General features: G+C 61.1%; 26 protein-coding genes. 15 read left to right on the forward strand and 11 right to left on the reverse strand.

The genetic code is table 11. From position 1 onward, the window contains the following. The first annotated feature begins 1 nt into the window (after position 1). From KF885_04305 to KF885_04325, 5 genes are all read left to right on the forward strand, one after another. Complete coding sequence (locus KF885_04305) at positions 2–1846, forward strand: glycosyltransferase (GenBank protein MBX3048374.1); 1845 nt, start codon at positions 2–4, stop codon at positions 1844–1846. Beyond that, positions 1846–2622 carry a glycosyltransferase gene (locus tag KF885_04310; protein ID MBX3048375.1) on the forward strand — a complete coding sequence of 259 codons (777 nt, stop codon included), beginning with the start codon at positions 1846–1848 and terminating at the stop codon, positions 2620–2622. Before KF885_04305 ends, KF885_04310 begins: the two co-directional genes overlap by 1 nt. A 9-nt stretch (positions 2623–2631) precedes the next feature. Further along, positions 2632–3369, forward strand: coding sequence for a hypothetical protein (locus KF885_04315; GenBank protein MBX3048376.1), 738 nt, complete (start codon positions 2632–2634; stop codon positions 3367–3369). Positions 3370–3464: 95 nt separating this feature from the next. Then, positions 3465–4829: an O-antigen ligase family protein gene (locus tag KF885_04320; protein MBX3048377.1), complete on the forward strand. Its 1365-nt coding sequence runs from the start codon at positions 3465–3467 to the stop codon at positions 4827–4829. A 16-nt stretch (positions 4830–4845) separates the two neighbouring features. Next, the gene (locus KF885_04325; GenBank protein MBX3048378.1) at positions 4846–6789 is read left to right on the forward strand and encodes an immune inhibitor A; all 1944 of its coding nucleotides are present in this window, start codon (positions 4846–4848) and stop codon (positions 6787–6789) included. 38 nt (positions 6790–6827) lie between these two features. Here the strand turns inward: KF885_04325 and KF885_04330 are convergent, their stop codons facing one another. Next, positions 6828–7064, reverse strand: a complete 237-nt coding sequence (locus KF885_04330) for a YtxH domain-containing protein (GenBank protein MBX3048379.1) — start codon at positions 7062–7064, stop codon at positions 6828–6830. Positions 7065–7152: 88 nt separating this feature from the next. Here KF885_04330 and KF885_04335 point away from each other — a divergent pair, with 88 nt between their 5' ends. The 7 genes from KF885_04335 (at position 7153) to coaBC (ending at position 13497) form a co-directional block, all read left to right on the forward strand. Then, the gene (locus tag KF885_04335; GenBank protein MBX3048380.1) at positions 7153–7875 is read left to right on the forward strand and encodes a sulfotransferase domain-containing protein; all 723 of its coding nucleotides are present in this window, start codon (positions 7153–7155) and stop codon (positions 7873–7875) included. 207 nt (positions 7876–8082) lie between these two features. Next, positions 8083–8931, forward strand: coding sequence for a 3-methyl-2-oxobutanoate hydroxymethyltransferase (panB, locus tag KF885_04340; GenBank protein ID MBX3048381.1), 849 nt, complete (start codon positions 8083–8085; stop codon positions 8929–8931). Next, the gene (locus KF885_04345; protein MBX3048382.1) at positions 8912–9820 is read left to right on the forward strand and encodes a 2-dehydropantoate 2-reductase; all 909 of its coding nucleotides are present in this window, start codon (positions 8912–8914) and stop codon (positions 9818–9820) included. Before panB ends, KF885_04345 begins: the two co-directional genes overlap by 20 nt. Next, entirely contained in the window at positions 9817–10650 is an 834-nt protein-coding gene (gene panC / locus KF885_04350; protein MBX3048383.1) for a pantoate--beta-alanine ligase, read from the forward strand. The genes KF885_04345 and panC overlap by 4 nt, the downstream gene beginning before the upstream one ends. A 7-nt stretch (positions 10651–10657) precedes the next feature. Continuing rightward, complete coding sequence (locus KF885_04355; GenBank protein MBX3048384.1) at positions 10658–11422, forward strand: type III pantothenate kinase; 765 nt, start codon at positions 10658–10660, stop codon at positions 11420–11422. Beyond that, positions 11404–12294, forward strand: a complete 891-nt coding sequence (locus KF885_04360; protein ID MBX3048385.1) for a hypothetical protein — start codon at positions 11404–11406, stop codon at positions 12292–12294. Before KF885_04355 ends, KF885_04360 begins: the two co-directional genes overlap by 19 nt. Before the next feature lie 3 nt (positions 12295–12297). Beyond that, positions 12298–13497 carry a bifunctional phosphopantothenoylcysteine decarboxylase/phosphopantothenate--cysteine ligase CoaBC gene (gene coaBC, locus KF885_04365; protein ID MBX3048386.1) on the forward strand — a complete coding sequence of 400 codons (1200 nt, stop codon included), beginning with the start codon at positions 12298–12300 and terminating at the stop codon, positions 13495–13497. On the opposite strand, the gene KF885_04370 is transcribed toward coaBC, so the two are convergent. From KF885_04370 to KF885_04410, 9 genes are read right to left on the reverse strand one after another with little or no spacing between them, the layout of a single operon-like run. Continuing rightward, on the reverse strand, positions 13494–14426 hold the full coding sequence (locus KF885_04370; protein MBX3048387.1) for a class I SAM-dependent methyltransferase: 933 nt from the start codon (positions 14424–14426) through the stop codon (positions 13494–13496). The two genes, coaBC and KF885_04370, sit on opposite strands and share 4 nt — an antisense overlap. Positions 14427–14443: 17 nt before the next feature. Then, positions 14444–15061, reverse strand: a complete 618-nt coding sequence (locus KF885_04375) for a hypothetical protein (protein MBX3048388.1) — start codon at positions 15059–15061, stop codon at positions 14444–14446. Positions 15062–15079: 18 nt separating this feature from the next. Further along, positions 15080–16147 (reverse strand): KOW motif-containing protein, encoded by a 1068-nt coding sequence (locus KF885_04380; protein ID MBX3048389.1) that lies wholly within the window; start codon positions 16145–16147, stop codon positions 15080–15082. A gap of 1 nt (position 16148) precedes the next feature. After that, positions 16149–17900 carry a glutamate mutase L gene (locus KF885_04385; GenBank protein MBX3048390.1) on the reverse strand — a complete coding sequence of 584 codons (1752 nt, stop codon included), beginning with the start codon at positions 17898–17900 and terminating at the stop codon, positions 16149–16151. After that, on the reverse strand, positions 17897–18616 hold the full coding sequence (locus KF885_04390; GenBank protein ID MBX3048391.1) for a hypothetical protein: 720 nt from the start codon (positions 18614–18616) through the stop codon (positions 17897–17899). Before KF885_04390 ends, KF885_04385 begins: the two co-directional genes overlap by 4 nt. After that, positions 18606–20288 (reverse strand): hypothetical protein, encoded by a 1683-nt coding sequence (locus tag KF885_04395; GenBank protein ID MBX3048392.1) that lies wholly within the window; start codon positions 20286–20288, stop codon positions 18606–18608. The genes KF885_04390 and KF885_04395 overlap by 11 nt, the downstream gene beginning before the upstream one ends. Before the next feature lie 6 nt (positions 20289–20294). After that, positions 20295–20915, reverse strand: coding sequence for a hypothetical protein (locus KF885_04400; protein ID MBX3048393.1), 621 nt, complete (start codon positions 20913–20915; stop codon positions 20295–20297). After that, positions 20912–21655 carry a hypothetical protein gene (locus KF885_04405; GenBank protein MBX3048394.1) on the reverse strand — a complete coding sequence of 248 codons (744 nt, stop codon included), beginning with the start codon at positions 21653–21655 and terminating at the stop codon, positions 20912–20914. The genes KF885_04400 and KF885_04405 overlap by 4 nt, the downstream gene beginning before the upstream one ends. Beyond that, complete coding sequence (locus KF885_04410; protein ID MBX3048395.1) at positions 21652–21924, reverse strand: hypothetical protein; 273 nt, start codon at positions 21922–21924, stop codon at positions 21652–21654. The genes KF885_04405 and KF885_04410 overlap by 4 nt, the downstream gene beginning before the upstream one ends. A gap of 103 nt (positions 21925–22027) precedes the next feature. Here KF885_04410 and KF885_04415 point away from each other — a divergent pair, with 103 nt between their 5' ends. Genes KF885_04415 through KF885_04425 form a run of 3 tightly spaced genes read left to right on the forward strand, consistent with a single transcriptional unit; the run spans position 22028 to position 25036 of the window. Next, entirely contained in the window at positions 22028–22957 is a 930-nt protein-coding gene (locus KF885_04415; protein MBX3048396.1) for a hypothetical protein, read from the forward strand. A gap of 46 nt (positions 22958–23003) precedes the next feature. Beyond that, positions 23004–23834: a DUF92 domain-containing protein gene (locus tag KF885_04420; protein MBX3048397.1), complete on the forward strand. Its 831-nt coding sequence runs from the start codon at positions 23004–23006 to the stop codon at positions 23832–23834. 35 nt (positions 23835–23869) lie between these two features. Then, entirely contained in the window at positions 23870–25036 is a 1167-nt protein-coding gene (locus tag KF885_04425; protein ID MBX3048398.1) for a DegT/DnrJ/EryC1/StrS family aminotransferase, read from the forward strand. A gap of 63 nt (positions 25037–25099) precedes the next feature. Here the strand turns inward: KF885_04425 and KF885_04430 are convergent, their stop codons facing one another. Next, the gene (locus KF885_04430) at positions 25100–25762 is read right to left on the reverse strand and encodes a hypothetical protein (protein MBX3048399.1); all 663 of its coding nucleotides are present in this window, start codon (positions 25760–25762) and stop codon (positions 25100–25102) included. Positions 25763–25796 lie beyond the last annotated feature (34 nt).

Raw genomic sequence — 25796 nt, forward strand, 5'->3', positions numbered from 1 at the left:
TATGCCTAACGACAAACCCCTGGTTTCCATCATTACTCCGTCCTACAACCAGGCTGCCTACCTGGAGGAGACCATCCTCTCCGTACTGGGGCAGGATTATCCCAACATCGAGTACATGGTGATAGACGGCGGTTCGGATGACGGCAGCGTGGAGATCATTCGCAAATACGCCGACCGACTGACCTGGTGGGTCAGCGAGCGCGACCGGGGACAGGCCGATGCGATCAACAAAGGCCTGGCGCGCGCCAAGGGTGAGATTATTGCTTGGCTCAATTCGGACGATGTCTATCAGCCTGGGGCGATCTCCCGGGCGGTTAAGGCTTTGCAAGACAACCCCAAAGCCGGCATGGTCTACAGCGACTTGCACTCGATCGACTGGGGTGGGCGTGTTTTCAACACCATTCGTTACCGTGACTACGACTTGGTGGACCTGCTCTCTTTCCGCATCATCGGCCAGCCAACCGTATTTATGCGCCGCCCCATCCAGTTCAGTGCCGGGCAGCTGGACCTGAGCTATAACTATCTGCTGGACCACCATTTGTGGCTGCGCATGGCCCGCCTGGCGCCGATGCATTACGTGCCGGAGGTGTGGGCCGCCGCCCGCCACCACCCGGCCGCCAAGAACGTCGCCAAGGCCTCGCACTTTGGCACCGAAGCATTTCGCATTTTGGATTGGGCCGGCGGTGAGCCCGTGCTGGCCGAAAAGGTTAAGGCCCACAGGCGCACGGTGCGCGCCGGCGCCCACCGCTTGGACGCCCGCTACCTGCTGGATGCGGGCCAGGCCTGGCCCGCCTTTAAGGCCTATTTGCGCAGCTTTGGGCTGCACCCGGCCATGGCCTTGGAGCAGTGGGGGCGCATCCTCTACGCGCTGCTCAGCAGCCTGGGCCTGGGCTGGCTGCGCCCGGCACCGTTGACCCCTTCGGCCAAGCGTCCCATCCTGGTCACCGGCCTGCATCGCTCTGGCACTACCTGGGTGGGGCGCATGCTCAGCCTCAGCGGGCGCGTGGCTTATCTGAGTGAGCCTTTCAATGTGCTCCACCGCCCTGGCGTGTTCGGCGTGTCTGTAGCCCACTGGTACACCTATATTTGCGAAGACAACGAAGACCTGTATTTATCGACCTTCCACCAAACCCTGCGGTTGGATTACAACGTTTGGCAGGAAATCCGCTCATTGCGCTCGCTCAAAGACGGGCTGCGCATGGCGCGCGACCTGGGTATTTTTTTGCTGGGACGTTTGCGCCGCCAGCGAGTCTTGTTCAAAGATCCCTTCGCCGTATTTTCCGCTTCGTGGTTTGCCCGGCGACTGGATTGCCATGTTGTGATTGTGCTGCGCCATCCGGCGGCTTTTGTCAGCAGCCTCAAGCGCCTGGGCTGGCCCTTCGACTTCAGTGATTTGCTGGCCCAACCGCTGCTGATGCGCGATTGGCTGGAGCCCTTCCGAGCCGAAATGGAAGCTTCACTGAAGCATCCCGATGATGTGGTCGGCCAGGGCAGCCTGTTGTGGCGCATGATCTGCACCGTGGCCCTTGAGCTGCAAAAGGAGCATCCAGAGATTCACATCGTGCGCCATGAAGATCTCTCGCGCCAGCCTATAGAGCTTTTCCAGGATCTGTACAATGAAATGGAACTGCCTTTTACGGAAGGGGTCGAGGCCGGCATTCTGAGGGCCACAGAGGCTGGCAATCCACAGGAAGTTTCCCTGCGGTCGATCTACTCCACCCGCCTGGACAGCGCCGCCAACCTGGAAAACTGGAAACAGCGCTTGTCTGCTGAGGAGATCGAGCGTATTCGCCAGCTCACCGCCAGCATCTCCGGTCACTACTACAACTCACAGGATTGGGACTGATGGCCGCCGCGCCGCTTGTCACGATTGTGACGCCTTCGTTTAACCAAGCGGTCTATTTGCCGCAGACCATGCAGTCCGTTTTCGCCCAGAGCTATCCGCATATCGAATACATCGTGGTGGACGGCGGCTCGCAAGACGGCAGCCGCGAGATCATTGCCAGCCACGCCCAACGCCTGGCTTGGTGGGTGAGCGAGGCGGACCAGGGCCAGACCGATGCGATCAACAAAGGTTTTGCGCGCAGCACAGGCCGCTACCTGGCCTGGCTGAATGCCGACGATGTGCTGCATCCCCACGCCGTGGCGGAGGCGGTTGCCTATTTGGAGGAGCATCCCCAAACCGGACTGGTGTACGGCGACGCAGAATACATTGACGCCGCCGGCCGCGCGGTCGGGCGTTTCCCCGCCGCGCAGACCGACTATGCCCGCCTGCGCCGCGGCTACGTGCACATCCCACAGCAGGCCGCCTTTTGGCGGGCCGACCTATGGCGGCAGGTCGGCCCGCTGGATCCCTCATTCGTGTTCGCCATGGACTATGACTTGTGGGTGCGCCTGGCGAGAATCAGCCGGATACAATATCTGCCGCGCCTGTGGGCCCAGTTCCGCCTGCACACAGATTCCAAAACCATTCAGAATGATCAACGGGCTTGGGACGAAATGCTGCGGGTGCACTGGCGCGAAGGCGGCGGCTGGCTGGCCCCGATCGTGGCCAAATACTGGCTGCGCCGCCTGGTGGCTCCGCTGATCCATGCCCGGCGCCGGCGTATGCTGGCCAAGTAGAAGGAAATTATGGCGAAATCTGGACGTCCTGCAAAACCTCAACGAGACTTGCTGGCCACCTGGCTGGAGGCTTGGCGTTTTTGGCTGTTGGGGGCTTTGCTTGGCGCCTTGCTGGGCTTTGCCGCTTATCAGCTCTTTCCGCCGCTGTACCGCGCCCAGGCCACCGTAGTGGTGGACCACAACCTGGAAGAGGCCTGGCCGGCAGCTGAGGATCGCGAATTGTTCCAATTCCTGGGCCGTGAGACCGAACGCCTGGAAGAGCTGGCCTGGTCCGATGCTGTGCTGGCTGCGGTCAGTGAGGCGGGCGGAATAAGCCTTGGGGAACTGCGTTCCGGCCGCTTGCAGCTCAGCCATCCCTCGGATGGCGGCTGGCACTTTTACGCACTGTCGGAACAGCCAGCGCTGGCTCAGGCACTGGCCAGCCATTGGGCAGAATCCTTCGTGGCTGCGGCGCGCGCCGCAGTGGCGGTCACCCCTGAGATGCAAATCCTGCGCACGCAACTGAATAGCGAGGCCCAAAAAGCCGACCCGGATCTGGCGCGTTTGCGCGAACTGAAAGAAGAACTGGCCTACCTGGCAGAGCACACCAAAGGCATTTCGCCCTATGTGGAACTATACGCGGCACAGCTGGCCGATGCCCCGGCAGGGCGGGCCACCAGCCAGGGGCTGCACCTCTTTGTGGGTTCATTGGTGGGCGCCTTGTTGGCGCCGCTCTGGCTGACTTTGACCCCCAGACGCCCTTCATGATGGACAAGCTGTTCTCAATGCCCAATTTGCAGCGAATCTCGCGCTTGCTCTGGGGGCTGCTGTTGCTTGGTGTGCCGGTAACCAGCTTTCGTTCTATGCCAGATTTTCTGGGCGCCACTCTGGTGCGCCCTCTATCCTTCATCCCGTTGCTGGCGCTGCTGCCCGTGCTGCTGTTGATCTTTCTCAGAAATCGCCGGATGCCGCTACCCCTGAACTTCAACCTGCTGATGGCCTTTGTACTTTTCGGATTGGTCGCCAGCTTGATCGGTGTGTTGTTTGCCCCCATCCCCCTGCGCAATGCCATCTATGAAGAGCGTGTTTTGCGCGGTTGGTTTTCCTTTTTGATCGGGTTGGCCTTCTTTTTCACCGCTTTTTGGATGACGCGCAGCCAGTCAGATCTGAACACGGCGCTCAAATGGATCTATGCCGGCCTGGGTTTGACGGTCGCCTGGAGCCTGGTGCAGGCCTTGGCGCAGCACACAGACCTGATCCCCCGCAGCCTGATCAGTGACATTCAGTCGTACATCTCGATCCGGCCTCTGGTGCCGCGCCGGGTGAGCGGCTTCGCTTATGAGCCTTCCTGGCTGGGCGACCAGATCAATATCTTTTATATGCCCTGGCTGTTTGCTGCCTTGCTCAAAGGACGGTCTTTGTTTAAACAGAAATGGGTGGATTGGCTGCTGCTTGGCCTGACCTGGGCGGTGCTGGTTTTTTCCTACTCGCGCGGCGGCCTGATCATTGGCCTGGCCTCCACCGCCATAGTGGGCGTGATCATGGGGCGGGACCGGCTGGCATCTGCCTGGCAGTGGTTCCGCATCCCGCTGCGCCAGGGCAGCCTGGCAGCTGCCGGGCTGCGCCTGGGCTTGTTGCTGCTGGTCCTGGTGGCCCTCTTTTCCACCGTCAGCTTTTTGGCCGAGTATGATTACTTTGCCAGCCTGTGGGATTTCGCCAGCCGCGACAATCCTCTGGACTACATCATCAATATCAGCGCCGGCCCGCGCCTGGCATATGCCTTAGCGGGTTGGGAAGTTTTCTCCGCCCACCCGGTCAGCGGGGTCGGCCTGGGGGCGGCGGGCCTGTACCTGTTCCAGGAGTACCCTGATTGGGTGATCCATACGGCGGAAGTCGCCCGCCACATCGTCCCTGATTCCCATTTGATCCCTAACATCAAAAGCCTGTATGTGCGCTTGTTGGCTGAAACCGGCCTGCCCGGTTTCTGGCTGTTTATGCTCTTCTTTTTGTCCTTTTTTGCTTCTATGCGCCGCATGGCCATGTCTGGCGACAAATTTTTGCAATTTGTCGCCACAGCGGGCCTGTTTGCCTTGATCGCACTGAGCATGCGCAATACCACCCAGGATTCACTCACATTCCCAATCATGTGGATAACACTCGGCATGTTGGCTGGGTTAACTCCTGGAATCCAATCATTTGCCTGGAAGGCTCATCGTGAAAAGAACTAACTTTATCTTTCTCAGTATGTTGCTGGTTACCAGCCTCGCTTGCAACACCGTGACCAACTTTCTGGAAGAGTCCTCTACTTGGGCGGATGAATACTCCCCAGGCCCTGGAAGGCAATCGCCCACCGCGGCGCCGTTTGTAAACAGTGAGCCGCCCACGCATGAAACTTTGCTGACATTGCAAAACACGATTGTTCCCGAAAACAACCCGCTGGAGCTGGCCGATCGTTTGCTGGGCATCGAGGACATTCCTGAAACCATTCCCGCCCCGGCGCGCTATTACCAGGTGGGCGACAAGCGCAGCTTTTGGGTGAGCAACAACGATACCGATCAAACCTTTGAAGTCTCCGCCACCCTGCGTTATTTGGGCGATGAACTGTACTTCTTCATTGAAGATGGGGTTCGCTACAACGAAGCCGATCTGCTGCGCCTGGCCCAAACGTTTGAGAACCAAATGGTGCCCACCAACCGGGCTTTCTTCGGCGATGAGTGGATCCCCGGCATTGACAATGATCCGCACATCTATATCCTGTACGTGCGCGGCATCGGGTTTAACACCGCGGGCTACTTCTCCTCGGCTGATTCGGTCAACCCGTTGGCCCAAACCTACTCCAACGCGGCGGAGATGTTTGTCTTCAACGCCGACAACAGCCCGTTGGATGATGAATACACCTATGGCGTTTTGGCCCACGAATTCCAACACATGATCCACTGGTATCGGGATCGTAACGAGACCAGCTGGCTGAACGAAGGCATGTCCGAACTGGCCGCGCTGCTGAATGGCTATTTTCATGATGGCTTTATCTGGAACTACGTCAGCAATCCCGACTTGCAGTTGAACGATTGGCCCAATGATCCTTACAGCACCACTCCGCATTACGGAGCGGCTTTTATGTTCGTGACCTACTTCTTGGAGCGTTTCGGGGAGCAGGCCACCCAGGCATTGGTAGCCCACCCGGCCAATGGCCTGGACAGCGTAGATGCCGTGCTGGCGGACTTGAACGCCACGGACCCGCTCAGCGCCCAGCTTATCCAAGCCGATGATGTCGTCATGGACTGGGCAGTCGCCAATTATTTGGGGGACAGCGCCGTATTGGACGGACGTTACGACTATCCGACCTATCCGCAAGTGCTGAATTTCCAACCGAGCGATACCGAGTACGTGAGCAACTGCACAACCGAGCTCAACCATCGGGATGTGCGCCAATACGGGGTGGACTACATCCGCATCGGCTGTCGCGGCCAGGCAACCCTGCGTTTTGAAGGCGCCAACAGTGTGGCTTTGTTACCCGAGGATCCTTATTCCGGGAACTATGCTTTCTGGTCGAACAAAGGCGATGAGTCGGATATGACCCTCACCCGCGCCTTCGACTTCGGCGGCGTGAGCGGGCCAATCGAGCTCAGCTACCAGACATGGTATGACATTGAAGAGGATTGGGATTACCTCTATGTTCTGGCTTCCACCAATGGCGGCGATGATTGGGATTTCCTGCGCACGCCCAGCGGCACTAGCAGCAATCCGATGGGCAATAACTATGGTTATGCCTACACCGGCGTCTCGGACGGCTGGATCGAAGAGACGGTAGACCTTTCCCCTTATGCTGGGCTGGAGGTTTTGCTGCGCTTTGAATACATTACCGATGCCGCCTTGAATGGCGAAGGCCTGCTGGTGGACGATATCGCCATCCCGGCCCTGGAGTACTTTGAAGACTTTGAGCAGGGGGATGGCGGTTGGCTGGCGGACGGCTTTGCCCGCGTGCAGAATGTGCTGCCGCAAACCTTCCGCCTGGCGCTGATCGCCTATGGCGACGAAGTGACTGTGACGAACTATGTTCTGGACGGCGTCAACAGCTTGAATATCCCCTTAGACTTTGACGCTGCGGACGAAGTGACCCTGGTGGTGATGGGCAGTACGCGCTTTACACGCACACCCGCGGCTTACAACTTCTCATTTGGTCAATAACAACAAAAAAGCCCCTGCTTCAGCAGGGGCTTTTTAAGTTAGCGGTCTTCCAGCGGGATTTCCCGTCGGGGGTGGCGCATGGCTTCCAGCTGGCGCTCCAGTTCTTCGCGGCGTTCGTCTGCCGCACTCTGCAACTCCTCACGGAAACGGCTGAAGCGCGTTTGGAAATCGCTGCGCAAGTCTTCGCCAGAGGTTGGCGCCAGCAAGATGGCGGTCGCCGCGCCCACCAGCGCGCCGCTCAGTAAGCCTAATACAAAAGTAAGCAATCGCCGCATCGTCACTCTCCTTAACTATGGTAACATGCCTACCTGACTTTTCGTTACTCCCCTGTTCTATGAAAACTCTATTTCAAGGCATCCTTCTATGATCATCCTGGCTGCGGGCATGCCGCGGGCCGGTTCCGGTTGGCATTACAACCTGACCCACGACATTGTGGTTGCCGCCGGAGGGCAGGACGCTCGTCAGATCCGCAAACGTTTCCTGCTGGCGCCGATCCTGACCGAAGTGAACTGCAACATTGGCAGCTTGAGTATCAAGCGTCTCGGGCCGGTACTGGTGCCTGCCATGCTGGGCAACACCTTCGCCATCAAGACCCATTCGCAGCCCAGCGCCATGGCTCGCCGTCTGATGGACAGCGGCCGCATGAAGGTCACCTATATTTACCGTGATCCGCGCGCGGCCTTGCTCTCCGCCTATGAATATGGGCAGCGAGCGCGCGCGGCCGGCCGCAGCAATACCTTCAGCCGTCTGGAAACCATCCAGCAGGCCATTGATTTCATGAAGTTGTATCTGCGCATATGGCGCAGCTGGGTGGCCATACCGGGCGTGCACATTATGCGTTATGAGGACCTGCTGGAGGATTACGACACGCAGGCGGCAGGGCTGGCTCGTTTCCTCAAAGCTGACCCAGACGCCGCGGCGGTGCGCGAAGCGATTGACTTCTACCGCTCCGAAAAAGGCGTAAAGGGCCAGCACTTTCAGTTCGGCCAGGCGGAACGTTTCCGCACGGAGCTCACGCCTGATCAGTTGGACACCACCAACCTGGCCTTTGAGCCCTACTTGAAAGAAATGGGCTACACGCCTTAACCTTGCTCAAAGCTTGTAACTAAGAGATAATTAACAAACTGCTTGGACTGCACCGCAGCCGAGACGGTTCATAGCTCGGGGCTTGCCCCAAACCGCCTCTCCAAGTGGAGAGGTTTTGTTTTACTTATACGAACTCTACCGATAGAGGAGGGTACCGTGTCTACACAAGCTCCCAAGACCCAAGACCATCAGGCGGCGCGCCCCAAAGTGACGGTGCGTGATTTCCGCCAAAAGAAGAAAGACGGCCAGCCGATCACGATGCTGACCGCTTATGACTATCCCACGGCCCTGGCGGTGGACCAGGCTGGCATTGATGCCATCCTGGTGGGTGATTCGCTGGGCATGGTGGTATTAGGCTACCCCAATACGCTGGCCGTCACCATGGACGACATGCTGCACCACTGCAGAGCCGTGGCGCGCGGCGCTCACTCCGCGCTGCTGGTGGGGGACCTGCCCTTCATGTCGTACCAGGTCTCTGTGGAGCAAGCGGTGGCCAATGCCGGCCGCTTTTTGCAGGAGGCCGGCATGGACGCGGTCAAGCTGGAGGGCGGCCGCGAGCGCGCCGACGCTGTGCGCCAGATCGTGGCGGCCGGCATCCCTGTGATGGGCCATCTGGGCCTGACCCCGCAGAGCGTGAATACTCTGGGGGGGTTTCGCCCGCAGGCGCGTACCAGCTCGGCGGCAAAAAAGCTGATCGAGGACGCCTTGGCTTTGCAGAAAGCAGGCGCATTCAGCCTGGTGCTCGAATCGGTGCCAGCTCGCTTGGCGGAATGGATCTCCCAAGAGCTGACCATCCCCACCATAGGCATTGGCGCCGGTGTAAGTTGCGACGGCCAGGTGCTGGTGACGCATGACCTGCTGGGTCTGTTCGACCGCTTCACGCCCAAGTTTGTCAAAAAATATGCCAATATGCACGCTGTCATGGCGGATGCCTTTGCCGCTTACAAGGCTGAGGTGGAGCAGCGTAGCTTCCCTGGGGAAGAACACAGCGTATCCATCAAAGAAGAGCAGTGGCAAGCCCTGCTCAAAGACCTGAATGGCAAAAGTAAGTCCTGACCCCATTCTGATCGTGGGCAGCGGCGCGTTGGGCTGCCTGTTTGCCGCCCGCCTGGCGCAAGCGGGCTATGCAGTGAACCTTCTGGGTTCCTGGGTCGAGGGGATAGACGCGCTCAATCTTGAGGGCGTGACCCTGCTGGAGGCTGACCGCCGGCAAAGCTGGCCGCTGCGCGCCAGCCATGAACCAGGCGATTTCACCGGGGCAAAACTGGCCTTGGTGCTGGTCAAGGCCTGGCAAACTTCGCGGGCCGCGGCCCAGCTGCGAGAATGCCTGGCGCCAGACGGCCTCGCTCTGACCCTGCAGAACGGCCTGGGCAACCGCGAGACCTTGGCGGCGGCATTGGGTGAGGAGCGGGTGGCGTATGGTGTGATCACCGTGGGGGCCACATTGGTCGGACCGGGCCAGGTGCGTTGGGGCGGTGAAGGCTATATTTCTTTGACGGCGCATGAAGACCTGGCCCAACTCCTTCGCCAAGCCGGCTTTCAGGTGGACTTGGCAGAAAATGTGACCGGACTAGCCTGGAGCAAATTGGTGATCAACGCGGCGATCAATCCCCTGAGCGCTCTGCTGAATGTACCCAACGGCGAACTGCTGGCGCGGCCCAGCGCTCGCCAGCTGTGCCGGCAGTTGGCACAGGAGGTGGCGGCCGTGGCCGCTGCGCAGGGCATTGCCTTGACCCACAGCGATCCGGCGGCCGCCGCAGAAGAGGTCGCCCAGCGCACTGCGGGCAACCTGTCCTCGATGCTGCAGGACGTGCGCCGCGGCGCCCCGACGGAAATTGATGCCATCTGCGGGGCGGTGGTGCGGGCTGCACGCGGGGTGGGACTGTCCGCCCCGGTCAACGAAACCATGTGGAAGTTGGTCTCTGCGCTGCAAGGAGCGACATGAAACAAGCCGTCACTATTGAAGAATTGCGCCAGGCACGGGCCGGAGTCAAAGGCCGGTTGGGGTTCGTGCCTACTATGGGGTTTCTGCATCAAGGTCACCTTTCTCTGGTGGCTCAGGCCAAGCAGGACTGCGATGTGGTTGCTGTCAGCATTTTTGTGAACCCGACCCAGTTTGCCCCCACTGAAGATCTGGATGCGTATCCCCGCGACACCCCGGTTGATTTGCAGAAACTGCAAGAGGCCGGGGTGGACCTGGTTTGGCTACCCACGCCTGAGGTCATCTATCCTGCCGGCTTCAACACCTGGGTGGATGTGGAAGGCGTCAGCGCTCCGCTGGAAGGGGCCATGCGCCCGGGGCACTTCCGCGGCGTTGCCACGGTGGTCGCCAAACTGTTCAATGCCGTGCAGCCTGATACGGCCTATTTCGGACAGAAGGATGCCCAGCAAGTCGCCGTGATTCGCCAGATGGTCGCCGACTTGAATATTCCGGTGGACATTGTGGTTGGCGCCACGGTGCGCGAGGCCGACGGGTTGGCCATGTCCAGCCGCAATGCTTACCTGAACACCGACCAGCGCATGGCCGCGGCTGTGCTGTTCCGTGCCTTGCAGGCGGCTGAAGCGGCCTACGAGGCCGGCGAGCGCAATGCTGAGGCTTTGCGCGGCTTGATGCGCGGCACGATTGAGGCGGAGCCGTTGGCGCGCATTCAATACGTCTCTTGCGCACACCCGCTTACCTTACAGGAACTGGAACATGTCGAGCAGGGCGCATTGCTCTCCATGGCGGTTCATATTGGCTCCACCCGTTTGATCGATAACCTGATCTTGGATTGAGGACACTATGCTTTTAGCTGTTGACGTGGGCAATACCAACGTTACTTTGGGGCTGTATGACGGCGATACGCTGGGAGCCCGCTGGCGGATTGCCACGGACCACCGCAGCATGCCCGATCAGTATGGTTTGCAGTTTGTGGGCATGCTTAACCATGCAGGCATAGATGTTGCCCAATTGGGAGGCGTCTGTATGGCGTCGGTGGTGCCGCCGCTGACCGGCAAGATCGTGGAAGCCTGCCGCAATTATTTGCAGCACGACCCGCTCGTGGTGGACGCTGGGGTTAAGACTGGCGTACGCGTGTTGTACGAGGATCCCCGCGCCGTAGGCGCAGACCGCATCGTGGACTGCGCCGCCGTGCAGCAACTATACGGCGGCCCGGCCTGCGTGGTGGACTTTGGCACGGGCACCACCTTTGACGCCATCACCGCCGACGGCGAATACCTGGGCGGGGCGATTGCTCCCGGCATTGGCATCGCCGCCGAGGCGCTGTTTTCCGCCGGGGCCAAACTGAGCCGCGTGGATTTGCAAAGGCCGCCTTCGGCGGTGGGCCGCAACACTACCCACGCCCTGCAGTCAGGCCTGCTGTTTGGCTATGTGGGCCTGGTGGAAGGCTTGGTAGCCCGCTTCCGCGCCGAGCTGGGCGAGGGCATGAAAGTGATTGGCACGGGCGGCTTGGCCGAGCTGATCGCCAATGAGACCGACGTGATCGAGATCCTGGCGCCCTGGCTGACTCTGGACGGTTTGCGCATTGTATGGGGACTGAATCGCTGATGGCCCGAATTGCCTTTGCCACGGACAAGAGCTTTCCCAACCTGACGGATGGGGATGCCCTGGCAGCAGATGTTCTGCGCGAGCGCGACCAGCGTGTGGATGGCTGTTGCTGGGATGACCCGGCGGTGGATTGGGCAGCCTACGATCTGGTAGTGCTGCGCTCCACCTGGGATTACCACCTGCGCGCCGCAGAGTTCACCGCTTGGCTGGACAGGCTGGATGCCGCCAAGGTGCATGTGGCCAACCCCGTGGATGTGTTGCGTTGGAATATGGACAAGATGTATCTGAGCGACTTGCAAGAGGCAGGCGTGGCGGTGCTGCCCTCGGTCTGGCTGCCGCAGGGCGCGCAAGTCGATCTGTCAGCTTTGCTTGCCGAGAAAGGCTGGCAACAGGGTGTCATCAAACCGACGATCTCCGCTGCGGCTCATGAAACCCTGCGAGTAGACCCATCCACTGCAGTCGAGTTGCAGCCCAGGTTCGCCGAAATGCTGCGGGCTGGAGGCGTGATTGTGCAATCATTCGCCCCGGAAATTCAGAGCCAGGGTGAGTGGTCTTTGCTCTTCTTTGATCACCAGTTCAGCCATGCCGTGATCAAGCAGCCCCAGGCCGGCGATTTCCGCGTGCAACGTGATTTTGGCGGCCGCGCCGCGGCGGCAGAGGCTCCAGCCGCCCTGGTGGGGCAGGCGGCTGCCGTCTTGGAGGCCATTGAGGCAGACCTGCTCTATGCGCGCGTGGACGCCATTGAACGCCAGGGCAAACTGCTGCTGATGGAGCTGGAACTGATTGAGCCGTATCTGTTCCTCGAACTAGACCCAGGTGCGGCAGTCCGTTTGGCAGATGCGATTGTTACTCGTTTGGACGGGAGCGATTAGGGCATGAGTGTGTTGACGGAAAAACGCATTGTTCTGGGGGTCACAGGCTCCATCGCCAGCTACAAAGCGGCGGACTTGGCCTCCAAGCTGACCCAGTTGGGCGCCGAGGTGGACGTGGTATTGACCGCCGCGGCCGCCCAGTTCATCACTCCGCTCACCTTCCAGTCTGTCACCGGACGGCGCGCCTATGTGGATGCCGACCTGTGGGGCAACGAAGGCCATGTGTTGCATGTGCGCCTCGGCAAAGAGGCCAACTTGATCCTGGTGGCCCCGGCCACCGCCAATACCCTGGCAAAATTGGCCCAGGGGCGGGCAGATAACCTGCTGACCTTAGCCGCCCTTACCGGCCGCGCGCCCTGGGTGTTGGCTCCGGCCATGGATGGCGATATGTATACGAGCTCGGCCACGCAGGCTAACCTGGCCCAACTGGCTGAGCGCGGCGCCCATATTCTTGGCCCGCAGAGCGGCCATCTGGCTTCCGGTATGGTTGGTGTGGGCCGCATGGTGGAACCAGCGGCCATCGCCGGTCAGGCGCGTTATATCCTCACGCGGCACGGCCCGCTGGCGGGTCGCCGCATACTGGTGACCGCTGGCGGCACGCAGGAAGCGATAGACCCGGTGCGCGCCATTGCCAACCGTTCTTCAGGCAAGCAAGGCTACGCATTGGCCCAGGCGGCGTTGGATGCTGGCGCAGAGGTCACCCTGGTCTCCGGCCCCACTGCGCTGGCCGCTCCCACCGGCGCAGAGCTGCGCCCGGTGCGCAGCGCCGAGGAGATGCTGGCTGAAGTCCTCAAGCAGGCCAAAGACGCCGATGCGTTGCTGATGGCCGCCGCCGTGGCCGACTTCCGGCCCAAGACCAGTGCGGCCCAAAAGATCAAGCGCGCCGCAGGGGCGCCGCAAATTGAACTGGTTGCCAACCCGGATATTCTGGCGGCGGTGACCAAAACCCGCAGCCGGAAGCTCAAAACCATCATCGGTTTCGCCGCTGAAAGCCAGGACCTGCTTCAGAACGCACAGAAGAAGCTGGAGGCCAAGCAGGTCGACATGATTGTGGCTAACGACATCAGCGCCAGCGATGCCGGCTTTGAGGTGGACACCAACCGGGTCGTGCTGGTGAGCAAACAGGGCGCGGAGGAATTGCCGCTGATGAGCAAAGACGAAGTAGCCCGAACGGTGATAGGGAAATTGGCGGCGTTGATCTAAAGTTTGCTGGGACGATGAAACTGGACAATGATCTCATCTGCGAAGTAATGCAAGAGAGATTTTCGGCTATGCGTGCTAAAAGTCCCATCAAGTTCTGGGTGTTTACCAAAAGCAAGCAAACCCTTTACCAGAATCTTTTTGATCAAGTTCGGAAACGGAAAATTTATTCTAAAGAAATAACAACTTGAAATTTCCAGGTGATCCAAGCGGGAAGCAATTTCTTCAAATTCTTCAATAGTACAAAAATGATGAGTACCGTAATTCTCAGAATTAGACCAATAGCCTTTGTGCCTGTATGTGCGCATAAACTTCTTGAATAAATACAGTTGCCGCGGGATGTAATGCGCAGGTTCCTGAGTGTATATCCTCCCGTCATCTTTGAGAAGAGAGCTTAGAAGGCTAAAGAGCCTTAGTCGATCAGGAATGTGATGAACCGCGCTGAGGAATACGATAGCGTCATATTTTTCCGTACCTAAATCGATCTCGTTTATGTCTCCAGCCAGCAACTTGTAAGAGAACTCTGGTTTATCTTTTTGTGCCTTTGCAAGGCGAGGTTGCAGATAATCCAGAAAGGCTTTGTTAATGTCTACGGCAGTGTATTTTTCTACAGAGGGCGTTTGCACTATGTATTTGGTTAACTGTCCACTGCCAGGGCCAATCTCAAGAACGGAAGTTGGAGCGATATCCTGCAAAAACTCTTTAAAAGACTGAGTTTTTAAATCCAATGGTTCAGGGTCAACTGAATCATAGGAAGCCCCACCCTTGTATAAGGCAGGGTTTGCGTAGGTTGGGCGCTCCTGATTGTGCCTAGAGTTATTTTGGAGGATAAGCTCTTTCTCCGTTGGCGACAAAGATCCCCAGACTTTGTCGTTTCTGCGAAGCAGGTAGAAGAAGAGACCTGCAGGTGAAATTAGCTTCAGTTTGATCATCGTTCTTGGGGTCTCGGTTATGCGGTGCGCAGACGCCGCGCAGTAAAGATCAAGAAGAGCAGCATAGCCGCCGCGGCAAGCAAACCCGGCACGCCGACTTCATCGGCGAAGCCGCTCTGCGGCAGAGCGCTGGGCGTCACAGTGGCAGTGGGTGTCGCCGAAGCCTCTCCACTGGCCGCCTCGCCGGCTTCCGGCGTTCCGGCCACTGCTTCGGTCTGCGCCAGCGCCGCCTGGGTCAGCAGGGCATGCACAGTGGCGGTGGCATCATTTTCGGCGGCCTGTGCGGCACTGGTGAAGATGGGCGTGATCTGAGTGGGCACCAGGGTTTCTGTGGCCGTGGGCCGCGGCGTGTTGGTGCTGCTCGGCTCAGGGGTGCCCGTGTTGGTCGGCTGGGCGCTGCCGGTTGCCTGGATCTCGGCAACAATTTGTGTTTCGGTTAGTTCGACGGCCGGGGTCGCCTGCGGCAGGGCGGCACGTTGCTGAGGCAAGACCACCATGGCGTAATAAACCATGGCCAGCAGGGCCAACAGCATCAAGCCGCCCATCACCGCTACGATGGTGATGAAACCGCGATTCGCAGGCTTTTTGGGCGGAGGTCCAGCTTCGGGGATATCCAGATCAAGATCGTCGAGCATGCAGATCCTTTGGGGAAGTTACCCCAGAAGCTCCAAGTTTACCAGCGGTGCTCTGATCTGACTGCCATCCTCTAGTACTATTTCAGCGGCAGAGGCGCGTAAGCCGCTGGGCAAGGGCACCCCCGCCAGGGAAATGGATAGGATCTCGCCCAGCAAGCCCTTCTGTGGCCCTACCAGGACGCGCACCGATTGGCCTGCCCGGAAACTTTGCGGGGGCAGCGCCTCAGGCGGGATGCCTGCATCTTTGACAGGGATCAGCACTTCAGGCCGGTCACCAGTGGCCGGATCAGATTTTTGCGCGTTGAGCGTGGCCACTTCGTTCTCCAACTGGCTCAACAGGCGATAGGCTTCGCTATTCAGGGGCGTGGAGCCAAAGCCTTCTATCAAAATGAGTGGATAAGGCAGCTTGGCCGCCAGCGGGCCGAGGTGGGTGGCCAGGCTGCCCAGAATGAGCCCGCGGATCGGCACTTGGGCTGCCAGTTCCAAAGACTGGGCTTGTTCGCAGCGCCCGGCCACCAAAATGGCACCACGCAAGTTCATATCCACCTGGTCGGCAGTCAGCAGCTGTGTGCCGCCTTCGCCCACTATATGCAAGTAACCTTCTGCCAGTTGGCGGTTGCCCCACACACCCTGCACCCAGGCGCCGCGAAATTCAATGGTTGCGCCGTACCCCGGGTGTACGTCTACGATTTGCCCGGGAACTCGCGCGGGCAGGAATGAACGCTCGTCGTTGACCTGCAGCAGGATCTGGCCCTCGCTGATCGCCGCGATGGCGCCGGCCACGGGAGCGCGCAACTGCCGCGCCCCGACCTTGCGCTGTCCCGCCAGAATATCACCTGGTTCGACTTGCTCACCAGGCTGGCGCAGGATTTCTCGCTGGGCTCGTTCTGGCGGCAAGCCCAAAGCCCTGGTCGCGTCCAGCATCAGGTGCCCGCCCGCCAGGGTGCCGCGGGCAATCGGCTCGCCGGAGGCCACCGTCTGGCCCACACTGACCAGCACCTCGCCCTCGGTATCCAGGCGCCGGGTGCGGCGCAGCCGGATGAGGGGCTGCATGTAGCTGATGGGAGCTAAGGGACTGTTGGGCATCTCAGCTCCTCAAAGCCTCTTGCCAGGCAAGCAGGGCTTCACGGCGTTGGTTGAATGCGCTGGGCACCTGAATGGGCCGGCCGCGCGCATCGATCACCAGGCCAAAGGCGCCGCCCACCACTCGGCGCACCCAACCGCCTCGGCCCGGCCCCAGGCCAATATTCACGTTTTGCAGAGGCTGCACATACAGGTCGGCCACCTGGCCCTGCGGCAGCGGGATGACGCGCAGGCCGCCTTCGTGCACATCCACTACGGGCTCTTTCTGCCCATTGCGCACCACTTGAATGCGCAGCAGCGGCCCGCCGCGGCCGCGACCGACCGGCGAGATGACCGTGCCCAGGTTCATGAAGGCATTGCTTTCCAGCACCTGCACGGCAAGCAGCGCATCCAACCCGGCGGCTGCGCCTAAGGAGGCACCGAGGTTGTTCTGGTCAAGAATGATGGTGGCGATGCCTACGGGCTGCAGAGCATCCAGGATCATCATCAAGCTCTGCTCCAGCCGCGGCGCCCGGCTGACCGCCGCTCCGCTGACCAGCACACGGTCAAACCAGGGCACGGTGCCAGGCAAAGGATAAATCGCGTCTGGTGGCAGGAGCGCCAAGCTCTTGCCAATCGCCAGGCGCATCACCTGGCGCGCAGCAGCCTGTTCGATGGCGAGTTCCTCCAGCGAAGTGGGCAGACTGTTGGGGAAGAGTGGCTTGTTGTGCAAATAGTCCAAGACGGCTTCGTCGCTCAGATCGTAGGGAATCCAGCGCATGATCTGCGAAAGGTGTGTTTCTGCCAGCATGCCGCTCAGGCTGCCGCCAATGCCCAAGTCCGAAAAGACGCGTAAACGCTGGTCGCCGCCAAAAGCGGCCGCCACCGTGGTGTGAGCCGCACCCAGGTCAACCCCCAGTACGCCCTTGGGCGGGTCCACCACCGTGCTGAAGAAGCGCACAATGCGGCCCAGGGCGGCGGCCGACGGATACAGTTCGCCTTCCGCCAGCCCTCGGAATTCCTGCAGGCCGGTCAGCCGTTTGGCTTGCACATCAAAAGCCAGTTCGCGTAATTTCTGTTCTGCGGGCGTCAGGTTTTCCTGGTCCAGGCTGGGGCGAATGTTGGGCGCATGGTGCACCCCGGTCAGCGCCCCCAGCAATTGGTCCAGCTCTTCAGCCAGGCTTTCGTTGCCGGCGAACAGTACCTGCGGACGGCTGCTTTCGGGGATCAGCTTGAGCGCCAGGGCAATGTAGTTGGCCAGGCGCACCACCGAGCGTGAGGCGCCGCGGTTGGTGCCGCCCGCCATCAGGATGATGTCCGGCAGGCTTTGGCAGATCGAATCAATAATGGCTTCAGGCTTGCGGCGATCATTCAGGTTAAAGCTGCCCACCACTTGGCAATAGTTTGACCCCGCCAGCTTGTTGACGCTGTCCAGGGAAACGCCTTCGAGCAGGCCGACCGTCACCAGTTTGACCGGCTGCCCGGCGGAGAAGCTGGCGCTGACCGCATTGGCGCCTACTCCGCCTTCGTTGTCCGGAGAAATGTGCAGCCCTTCGCTGGAGACCAATGTGCGCCCAATCAGTTCCTGCAGGCGGTTGAGCGCCTCTAGCACACCCAGGTTGATGTCAAAGGCCGGCGCGCCGCCGGTGCTGGGCACTTCACCAGTGGCCAGGAAGCGATAGCGCCCTTCGACGACGTCAAAGAAGTGGGCGCGGGTGTTGGCGCTGCCCACATCAATGGCGATCAGGGATTGGCCGTGTTGCACAGGCTCGTTCATGGCATCCCCAACAGCAGCCGCAGCGTGCTTTGCAAGAAGTCCAGGCGTTCCACCAACGCACCCAGCGCGGCCAGCAGCACACCGTGGAACAAGGCCGCCAGGGCGATGGCAATGAAGAAGCTGCCCAGCCAGGCCAGCGAATCAATCAGCAGGCTGCGCTGCGGCTCCTGCTTGCCGCGGCTTGTGGCGCCGAAATGGAAATAGGCCAGGGTGCTCACGCTGGCCAATACCAGCAGCAGGCCGCTGAAAATGACCTCCATCGCGTCCAGATAGTAGCCGCCTTGCAGGGCCAGTTGCAAGGTGGTCACGTCGAAAATGTTGCGAGTGGCCGCTACCTGGGGCAGGATAGTGCCCTGCGCCGCGCCGGCCACGGCCAGGGCGGCTCCCACCCCGGCCAGCAAGGCCGTGGCCGGATTGCCCAGACGGGCGGTTTTGGGAAAGAGCTTGGCCAGCAGCAAAAGGGCCAGTGCCACACGGATACCCAACTCACCCAGGTCCAGGGTGGGTGTGCCGAACAGCTCATCCAGCACTGGGAAGACTAACTGGGGCAGGAGCACGTCCTGCACCACCACGGCGGCGGCATACCCCGCCGAGACACCAATGAACAGATACAGCACCACGCGGAAGAGCGGGTGCTCGCCAAAGACATAGGAGAGCGCCAACAGGCTGAGCACAGCCGCCAGCACCAGTCCGAAGAAATTCAGATCAAGCGCCACTTGGGGCTCCCGGCTTGGCAGGTTTGGGTTCTGTGGTTTGTGCCAGGCGGCTGTAGAGGCTGCCGAACAAGATCACCAGCACCATGGCGCCCAGCCCGTAGCTGTAGGCGTCCCAATAGTGGCGGCCCAGGCCCACATCGCCGCGCAACCGTTCGTAAATTACCGCTCCGGACACGCCGCTGACCAGCCCGCGCAGGCTGGGTGGGCTGCTCTGCAGATAAGTGCGCAGCAGGGGTTGGGCCTGGGCGCTGGTGATGGCGTACAAACCGGCGGGGAGTTCTGTGCCCGCTTGTTCGATCCAAACGCGCACGCTGTCCCCATCGCTGGCGATCACCAGGATCATGGCGAAGTCACGCAGATGCTGGATGGATTGCAGCGCAGGCGTTTGCCAGGGGTCGCTGCGCCCCGGGCCGCTGAGAATTACCCCGCGCGGGTCGCTGGTCAGGCTGCGTAAGGCAGCACTGCCGCCGGCAAGATAGCCTAGATTGACATAGCTGCCGGTGGAAACCAGAGGTGTATTGCCCAGATGCTCTGCCAGCAGGCGTTCTGCCAGTGCTGCGCCGCTTTCCTGCGTAGAGAGCAGGACCAGCCGGGCCTGCTTATCCAGCAAGTGACCCAATACCGCTGAAACCGCCGGGGCCACTTCGCCGTATTGCGCCGGTTGCAGGTCAAAGGCCACCAGTACCGGCGCACCCGCCGGGAGCACATCAATGCTATTGAAAATATTGCGTACTTCAGGGGCCAGTGTAGAGTCTGGCCGGCCAGCGGACTGCGACCCAGTCACCAGAGGGATAAGCACCGCGGTTATAAGCAAAAGGCTGCCCAGCAGCCCCAACAGCCGGTTGCCTAAAGGACGCTCCACGGGGTTAGCGGTGCGCTGCTCTTCGCTTTGCAGCAGTTCCTGCAAGACGGCGGCGTGTTGCCGCTGGCTGCCGGTGACCTGCAGGCGGGTGGAGTACTCGACCGATTTGCCGATCTGGCCCACCAGGTGGCTGGTGGGCAGCACATCACTCAGCCCTGCCAACGGGCCTTCCTGCTGCGGCCCTTCGGGCAGCATGGCGGCTGAACGGGCATCCTCATGGGGAAAATCTTCGATCGGGCGTAGAGATTCCAGCCAGCCCCGCTCCGTTAGCAGGTCATCGGGGTCCTCGGAAAAAGCCGGTGTGCTGGGGAAAACTGCCTCATCGCTTTCATCAATGAAGGCGGGCGTCGCCGGCAGTTCAAGGTTGTCCTCTGCCAGCTCAGCCTCTTGGTTATCGTCATATAACTGCCGCGCTTCAGGTTCGGCCAATTCCAGGGCTTCATCCACTGGTTCAATCTCAAGCGGTTCTTCAGCTTCAAAAGGCAGCCAGGGTTCGGGAGGTTCTGCCAGTTCTTCGGCTAGGGGTTCCCCTTCACCCTCGCGTTCCAGGCGCAGCGGCAGCTGAGGCTGGGTGTCTTGCAGCGCGGGGGCCGGCGCTTCTTCTGACGGTCCCACGGTGGGTTCCTGCGACTCAGCTTTGGTTGCCCCCGGGCGGTAGCGCTGCCGGATCTCTTGCAGCCAGTCCGGCTCCTCAGCCGGGTCGGGCGCCGCGGCGGGCTCCGACTGGCCGGCTTGCTCTTCCTGCTGGCGGCGCAGGGCGCGCAGCCACTCCGGCAGGTTGTCTTCAGGGTCGTGGTGGCCGTGGCTCATGCGCGCTTAACCACCGTAGGGCCGGTCGGCGCCGATCAGCACCCGCAGGCCGGTGAGCATGCTGCCCAACGCCACGCCGATCAGCAGACCGCGCATGGCCCCGGTAGCCAGGAAGTTGTTGATGGTCGGCGCTACTCTTTGGGTCAAAAAGGGGATTTCTTGCCCAAAAAGTGGGCCGCTGCCCAATAGCAGAATAAATAGCGTGACCAAAAACGTATAGCCCAGCGGCGTATTGCGCCGTTGCACCAGGCGGGCGGCCGCCAATGTCAGACTGGCGGCCAAGCCGGCCATCAGGCTGGTTTCAATGGGCAGTTGAATGTGGCTAAATATCCACATGGGGATTTCCGCCCGGCTGCCCTCCCATAGGGTAATGCCGAAGGTGGCCAGCATGGCAGCAAGCAGCACCGTGCTGTAGAAGCGTTGGTCGCCCTCTCGAATTTTTTGCCAGTGCACCTGAAACAGGTTGGCCAAGCCGAGCAGCAGCGCCAAGGCCGCCAAAAGCACCGCCCAGTTCAGCACGCGGCTGTGCATTTCCTCCAGGCCTGGCATCAGCAGACTGACCAGGACAAAGCCGCCGCCCAGCACTGCCACGGCCGCGGCGATCGGCAGGCTAAACCGCCGGGTCACAGCAGGCTCTCCAGCAGGGGCAGCCCGGCGCTGATCAGAATGGCGATGATGATCACCCAGCGCAGCACATCTTGGGCTCGCAGGCTGGCCTGGTGGGCCGGCCCGGCTTGCGAGTAGGCGCCGGCCGCGTACAGCTCTTCGCCCAGCAGCGGCTCCTCCGCGCTGGCATAGAGCAGCGCCTGCCCGCTCAGGTCTGGGCTGCCGCCCAGCACGAAAGCGCCGCGCAGCTGGCTGGCGCTGCTGATCAGGCCGGCTTCCTGGCCGTGGTGGCCCACCAGCGCACTGGCGGACACGGAGCCGTCCAGGATCAATGCCAGGCTGCCGGCGGCGTAGGAGAACGGCGTCAGCCCGGTCACTCGGCCCAGGTGGGGATGGTACTGTTCCGGCAGTTTGAGCCGCCAGTAAGCGTGGCGCAGCGTATCCTGCGCCAGCAGCATCAGCGTGGCGTCACCGCCGGTGGCGATGGGCGGCTGATCGCTGTCTGCAGCGGTGTCCGCCATCTGGTTAAGCAGGGTCAGGCCGGCAAAGGCGGCCGCACTGTGCGGCCCCAACAGGCCGCCGTGACCCAGGCTGATCTGCAGTTGGGAGCCATCTTCCACGGAGAGCTGGATGGTGCGGCGCAGTTCTTTAAAGGCGGGGATGGAACGAAAGGCGCGTTTGGGGTTGTCTCTTCCCACAAAGGAGAGCAGCAACAACAAGAATAAAGCCAGAGCCACCAAATGCTCAGCCGAGAAAGTCATTCAGATTCGTCCTGCAGCCATTGAATAAAAGCGGCGGTCTGCTCGGGTTCTTCCAAAAGTTGCGCCAAGTCACCCAACGCCTGTTTGGAGAGCCAGGGGCTGGCCAGGGGTTGGGTGATGTAGAGCGCCTGCGCCGCCAACGGCGTCAGGGCACGCCCGGCCTGCAAACAGGCGGCCGCCAGCCGCCCCAGGCCAAACGCCTTGAGACGTTGGGCCCATGCTTTGGACTGGTTGGGTGAGGGGTTGGCCGGAGGATGCAGCAAAGACACATGCGAATTGTATATGGGCGCATAGTCAGGGTCAAGCTGAAGCGCCTTCGCATCCCTCCAGCGGGCCAATTTGCCGTCTTTTGGATTAACATAACGGAGTTCAATGGACGTTCCTTCGAGCGGAAACTGGGTCTTGTTCTCGCCGCCACGCCGCCGTGGTCTGTTGCTGCACGGCGCGGCGGCTTTGCTGGCCACCAGCATTTTAGTGGTCTGCCTGAGCGCGGCGCTGGACCAGCCGCCTGGGCTGGGTGTCATCCTGCTGGTGGTGGTGGCCTTACTTTGCGCGCTGCCGTTGCCCATTCTGTTCTATCGCCTCTATGGCTTGCTGCAGTCGGCCTATTGGTTGGGGCGTGACGGCCTGCGCCTCAGTTGGGGGCTGCGCCAACTGGATTTGCCCTATGCGCATATCGTCGACGTGGCCCGGGCGGAGGAGCTGGAGAGTTCTCTGACGCCGCCCGGCTGGCCGTGGTCTGGCGTGCTGATGGGCCAATATAGCGATGCCGAGCTGGGCACGGTGGAGTTTATGGCCGCTGATCCCCAAAAGCTGGTATTGCTGGGCACCAAGGATGGCGTGGTGGTTATCTCGCCTGAGGATCCCGCCGCCTTCGTGGCCACCTACAAGCGCCAGTCCGAACGCGGCAGCCTGCGCCCGCTGGCGGCGTATTCGGTGATGCCTTCTTTTGTGCTGGCAGAGGCTTGGGCGCAGCGCTTGCCGCGTGGTCTGCTGGTGTCCGGTGCAGTTGCTGCGGTGGTGGTGCTGATCTTGGTGGGTGCCCTGGCTCCCATGGTGGTGGGCGCCTCTTTGGGCTTCACACCAGACGGCCAGGCCTTACCAATGGTCAACCGCATGCAGCTTTTCCTGCTGCCCATGCTCAATTTGTTCTTTTACATCGGCAATCTGGTGCTGGGGTTGCTGTTTTACCGCGAAAAGCAGGGCAGTGTGCTGGCGCCCGTGTTGTGGGGCGCCAGCCTGGTCACCAGCCTGCTTTTCTTCGTGGCGGTGCTGTTTAGCCTGGTTACCCACGTGACGTAGGCAGTTATCCACAGGATGGCGACACTTATCCACAGGAGCAGTACGAATGTTGGACGTGCAATTCGGTTTTGACACCACCCAGATCCTGATTGGCAGCGGTTTGGCGGCAATCATTGCCCTGGCAGGCTGGCGATTGGGTGCGCTCAACCTCAGCGGGGCCGTGGCTGCCACGGCGCTGGGCGGGCTGACCTATGGATTGGGCGGGCTGCCGGCCGCCATGCTGCTTGTGGCCTTTTTTGCTTCATCCAGCGGCCTATCACGCGCTTTTAACCGCCATAAAAAGGCGGTGTCGGAGGACTTTTCCAAGACGGGTCAGCGAGATTGGGTGCAGGTACTGGCCAATGGCGGAGCGGCCTTGCTGGCGTTGCTGGCCGGGGCTATGGGCTGGCTGAGCCAGCCGGTTGCCTGGCTGGCCTTTGCCGCTGCCCTGGCCACAGCCAATGCCGACACCTGGGCCACCGAACTGGGCGTGCTCAGCCGCACCCCGCCGCGTCTGGTGACGACTGGTGCGCCGGCGCCCACCGGAGCCTCCGGGGCGGTCAGCGCGTTGGGCACCCTGGTAGGCCTGGCGGCGGGGCTGCTGATCGGCGTGTTGGCTGGCTGGCTGCTGGGCCGGGATTTGACGCTGGTGGTTTTGGTGGTGGGTTTCTCTGGCCTGCTGGGCAGCTTGATCGATTCCTATTTGGGCGCCACCGTGCAAGCGGGCTACTATTGCCCCAAATGCAAGAAAGAGACCGAACGCCACCCGCAACACACTTGCGGCGCCACGACGCAGCTGCGCCGGGGCTTGCCCTGGTTTTCCAATGACTGGGTCAACCTCCTCAGCACCTTTTGCGGAGCCTTCTTGGCGTCCGGCGCAGCCACGTTATGGCTGTGAGATAATCCCAGGCCGAGGCGAATTTGAGCGATACAATGCGCGTCCCCATGTCCAGTCCCAGTATTGGCCCGGCAGAGCAACAAGCTGTAGCCGAGGTGCTGGCGACGCCCGTGCTGAGCATGGGCGAGCAAACCACCGCCTTTGAAGAGGCGGTGCGCCATTTTTCAGGCGCCAAACACGCCATTTCGGTCAATTCCGGCACGGCCGGCCTGCACCTGTGCGTGCGCGCCGCCGGCATCGGCCCCGGCGACCTGGTGCTGACCACGCCGTTCTCCTTTGTCTCTTCCAGCAATGTCATGCTTTTTGAGCAAGCTGTGCCGGTGTTTGTGGATGTGGACCCGCTCACCGGCAACCTGGATCCTCAAGCTCTGGCGCAGGCCGCCGCCGACTTGACCGCTGGCGGCGCTGCGGCGCAGCGCTGGCTGCCGCGGCGCGGCGTGCGGGGCGGACAGCTCAAAGCCATTTTGGCCGTGGACATTTTTGGCCAGCCGGCGGACTTCACTTCCATTCGGCAGACCGCCGACCAATACGGCCTGCCGCTCATCGAGGATTCCTGCGAGGCGCTGGGCGCAGAGTACCGCGGCCAGTTGGCTGGGCGCCTGGGTGACATGGGCGTGTATGCCTTTTACCCCAACAAGCAAATCACCACTGGCGAAGGCGGCGTGATCATTACCGATGATGACCGGGCCGCTGATTTCATGCGGGCGCTGCGCAACCAGGGCCGCGCCCCCGGCGACACTTGGCTGCAGCACACCCATCTGGGCTACAACTACCGCATCACCGAACTGAGTGCCGCGCTGGGCCGCGTGCAAATGGGCCGCCTGGAAGAGCTGCTGCGCATGCGTGAGCAGGTGGCCGCCTGGTACCAGACGCGCCTGCAGCACCAACCGGGCGTCGAGCTGCAGTACGTCGCCCCGGACACGACCCGTATGAGTTGGTTTGTGTACGCTGTGCGTGTCGCCCCCGGTGTGGACCGTGACCAGCTGGTGCAGCATTTGCTGGCTGCCCGCATCCCCAGCCGCCCGTACTTTGCGCCGATCCACCTGCAGCCCTTCATGATCGAGCGTTTTGGCTATCAGGCCGGCGATTTCCCCATCACCGAAGACCTCGGCAACCGCGGCCTGGCCATTCCCTTCTCCGGCGTCATGACCGAAGAGGAAGTGGATATTGTTTGCCAGGAACTGGCCCGCGCCCTGGCCTGACCGGCGACCTCATCAAAAAAGGCGGCCTATTAGGCCGCCTTTTTATTTTGTGGGGATGCGCCGCTAGGGCAGTTTGCTGAAGTTGATCATGATCAGGTTCTCTTCGCAGCTGGCCGCTGTGCTGAAGCTGTGCGCGGCGGAGATGGGCTGGCCCTCGGCGTTCAGCAGGGTGGCCTGCAGGGTGTTTTCCGAAGCGATCGGCTGGCTGCCTAGCTGCACTTCGTAGTATTGCCCAAAGCCGTATTGGGTGGCAGCGCCGGTCAGGCCGATTTTGTCGATAGGCTCGCCGTTGAGGCTGCCGGTAATGTGCACTTGCAGACCAGCCACCGGGCCGTTGTCGAATACCTGGCCGGTGACAGCCATGAAGTTGCATCCCAGTTCTGGATAGAAGATGGTGGAGTTCATGCGGCTGGGATTGTCGCCCGCCTGCAGAACGTAGCTGATCACTGGCTGGGGAGTCGCCGTAGCCGTGGGTTCCGGGGTACTGGTGGGCTCATCCGGCGGCGTGGTCGGCTGTGCCGGGGGCTGGGTGGGCAGCGCAGTAGGCGCCACGACCACGGGAGGGAGCGGGTTCAGATCACTGAACGGGTTTAGGAAAATTGCCGCATAAAAGCCAATCAGGGCCAGTGCGCCCAGGGTTAGGAATAACGTGGCGCAGTTAAGCAGCGCGACGCCCAAGCGGAAGGGCGTCTTTTCGGGGGTCTCTTTGAAATCAAACTCGTCCATGTTTGCTCCGTTCCCCCAATTCTAGACTGAAGGC

This window comes from Anaerolineales bacterium (assembly GCA_019637805.1).
Lineage (GTDB): Bacteria > Chloroflexota > Anaerolineae > Anaerolineales > UBA11579 > JAMCZK01.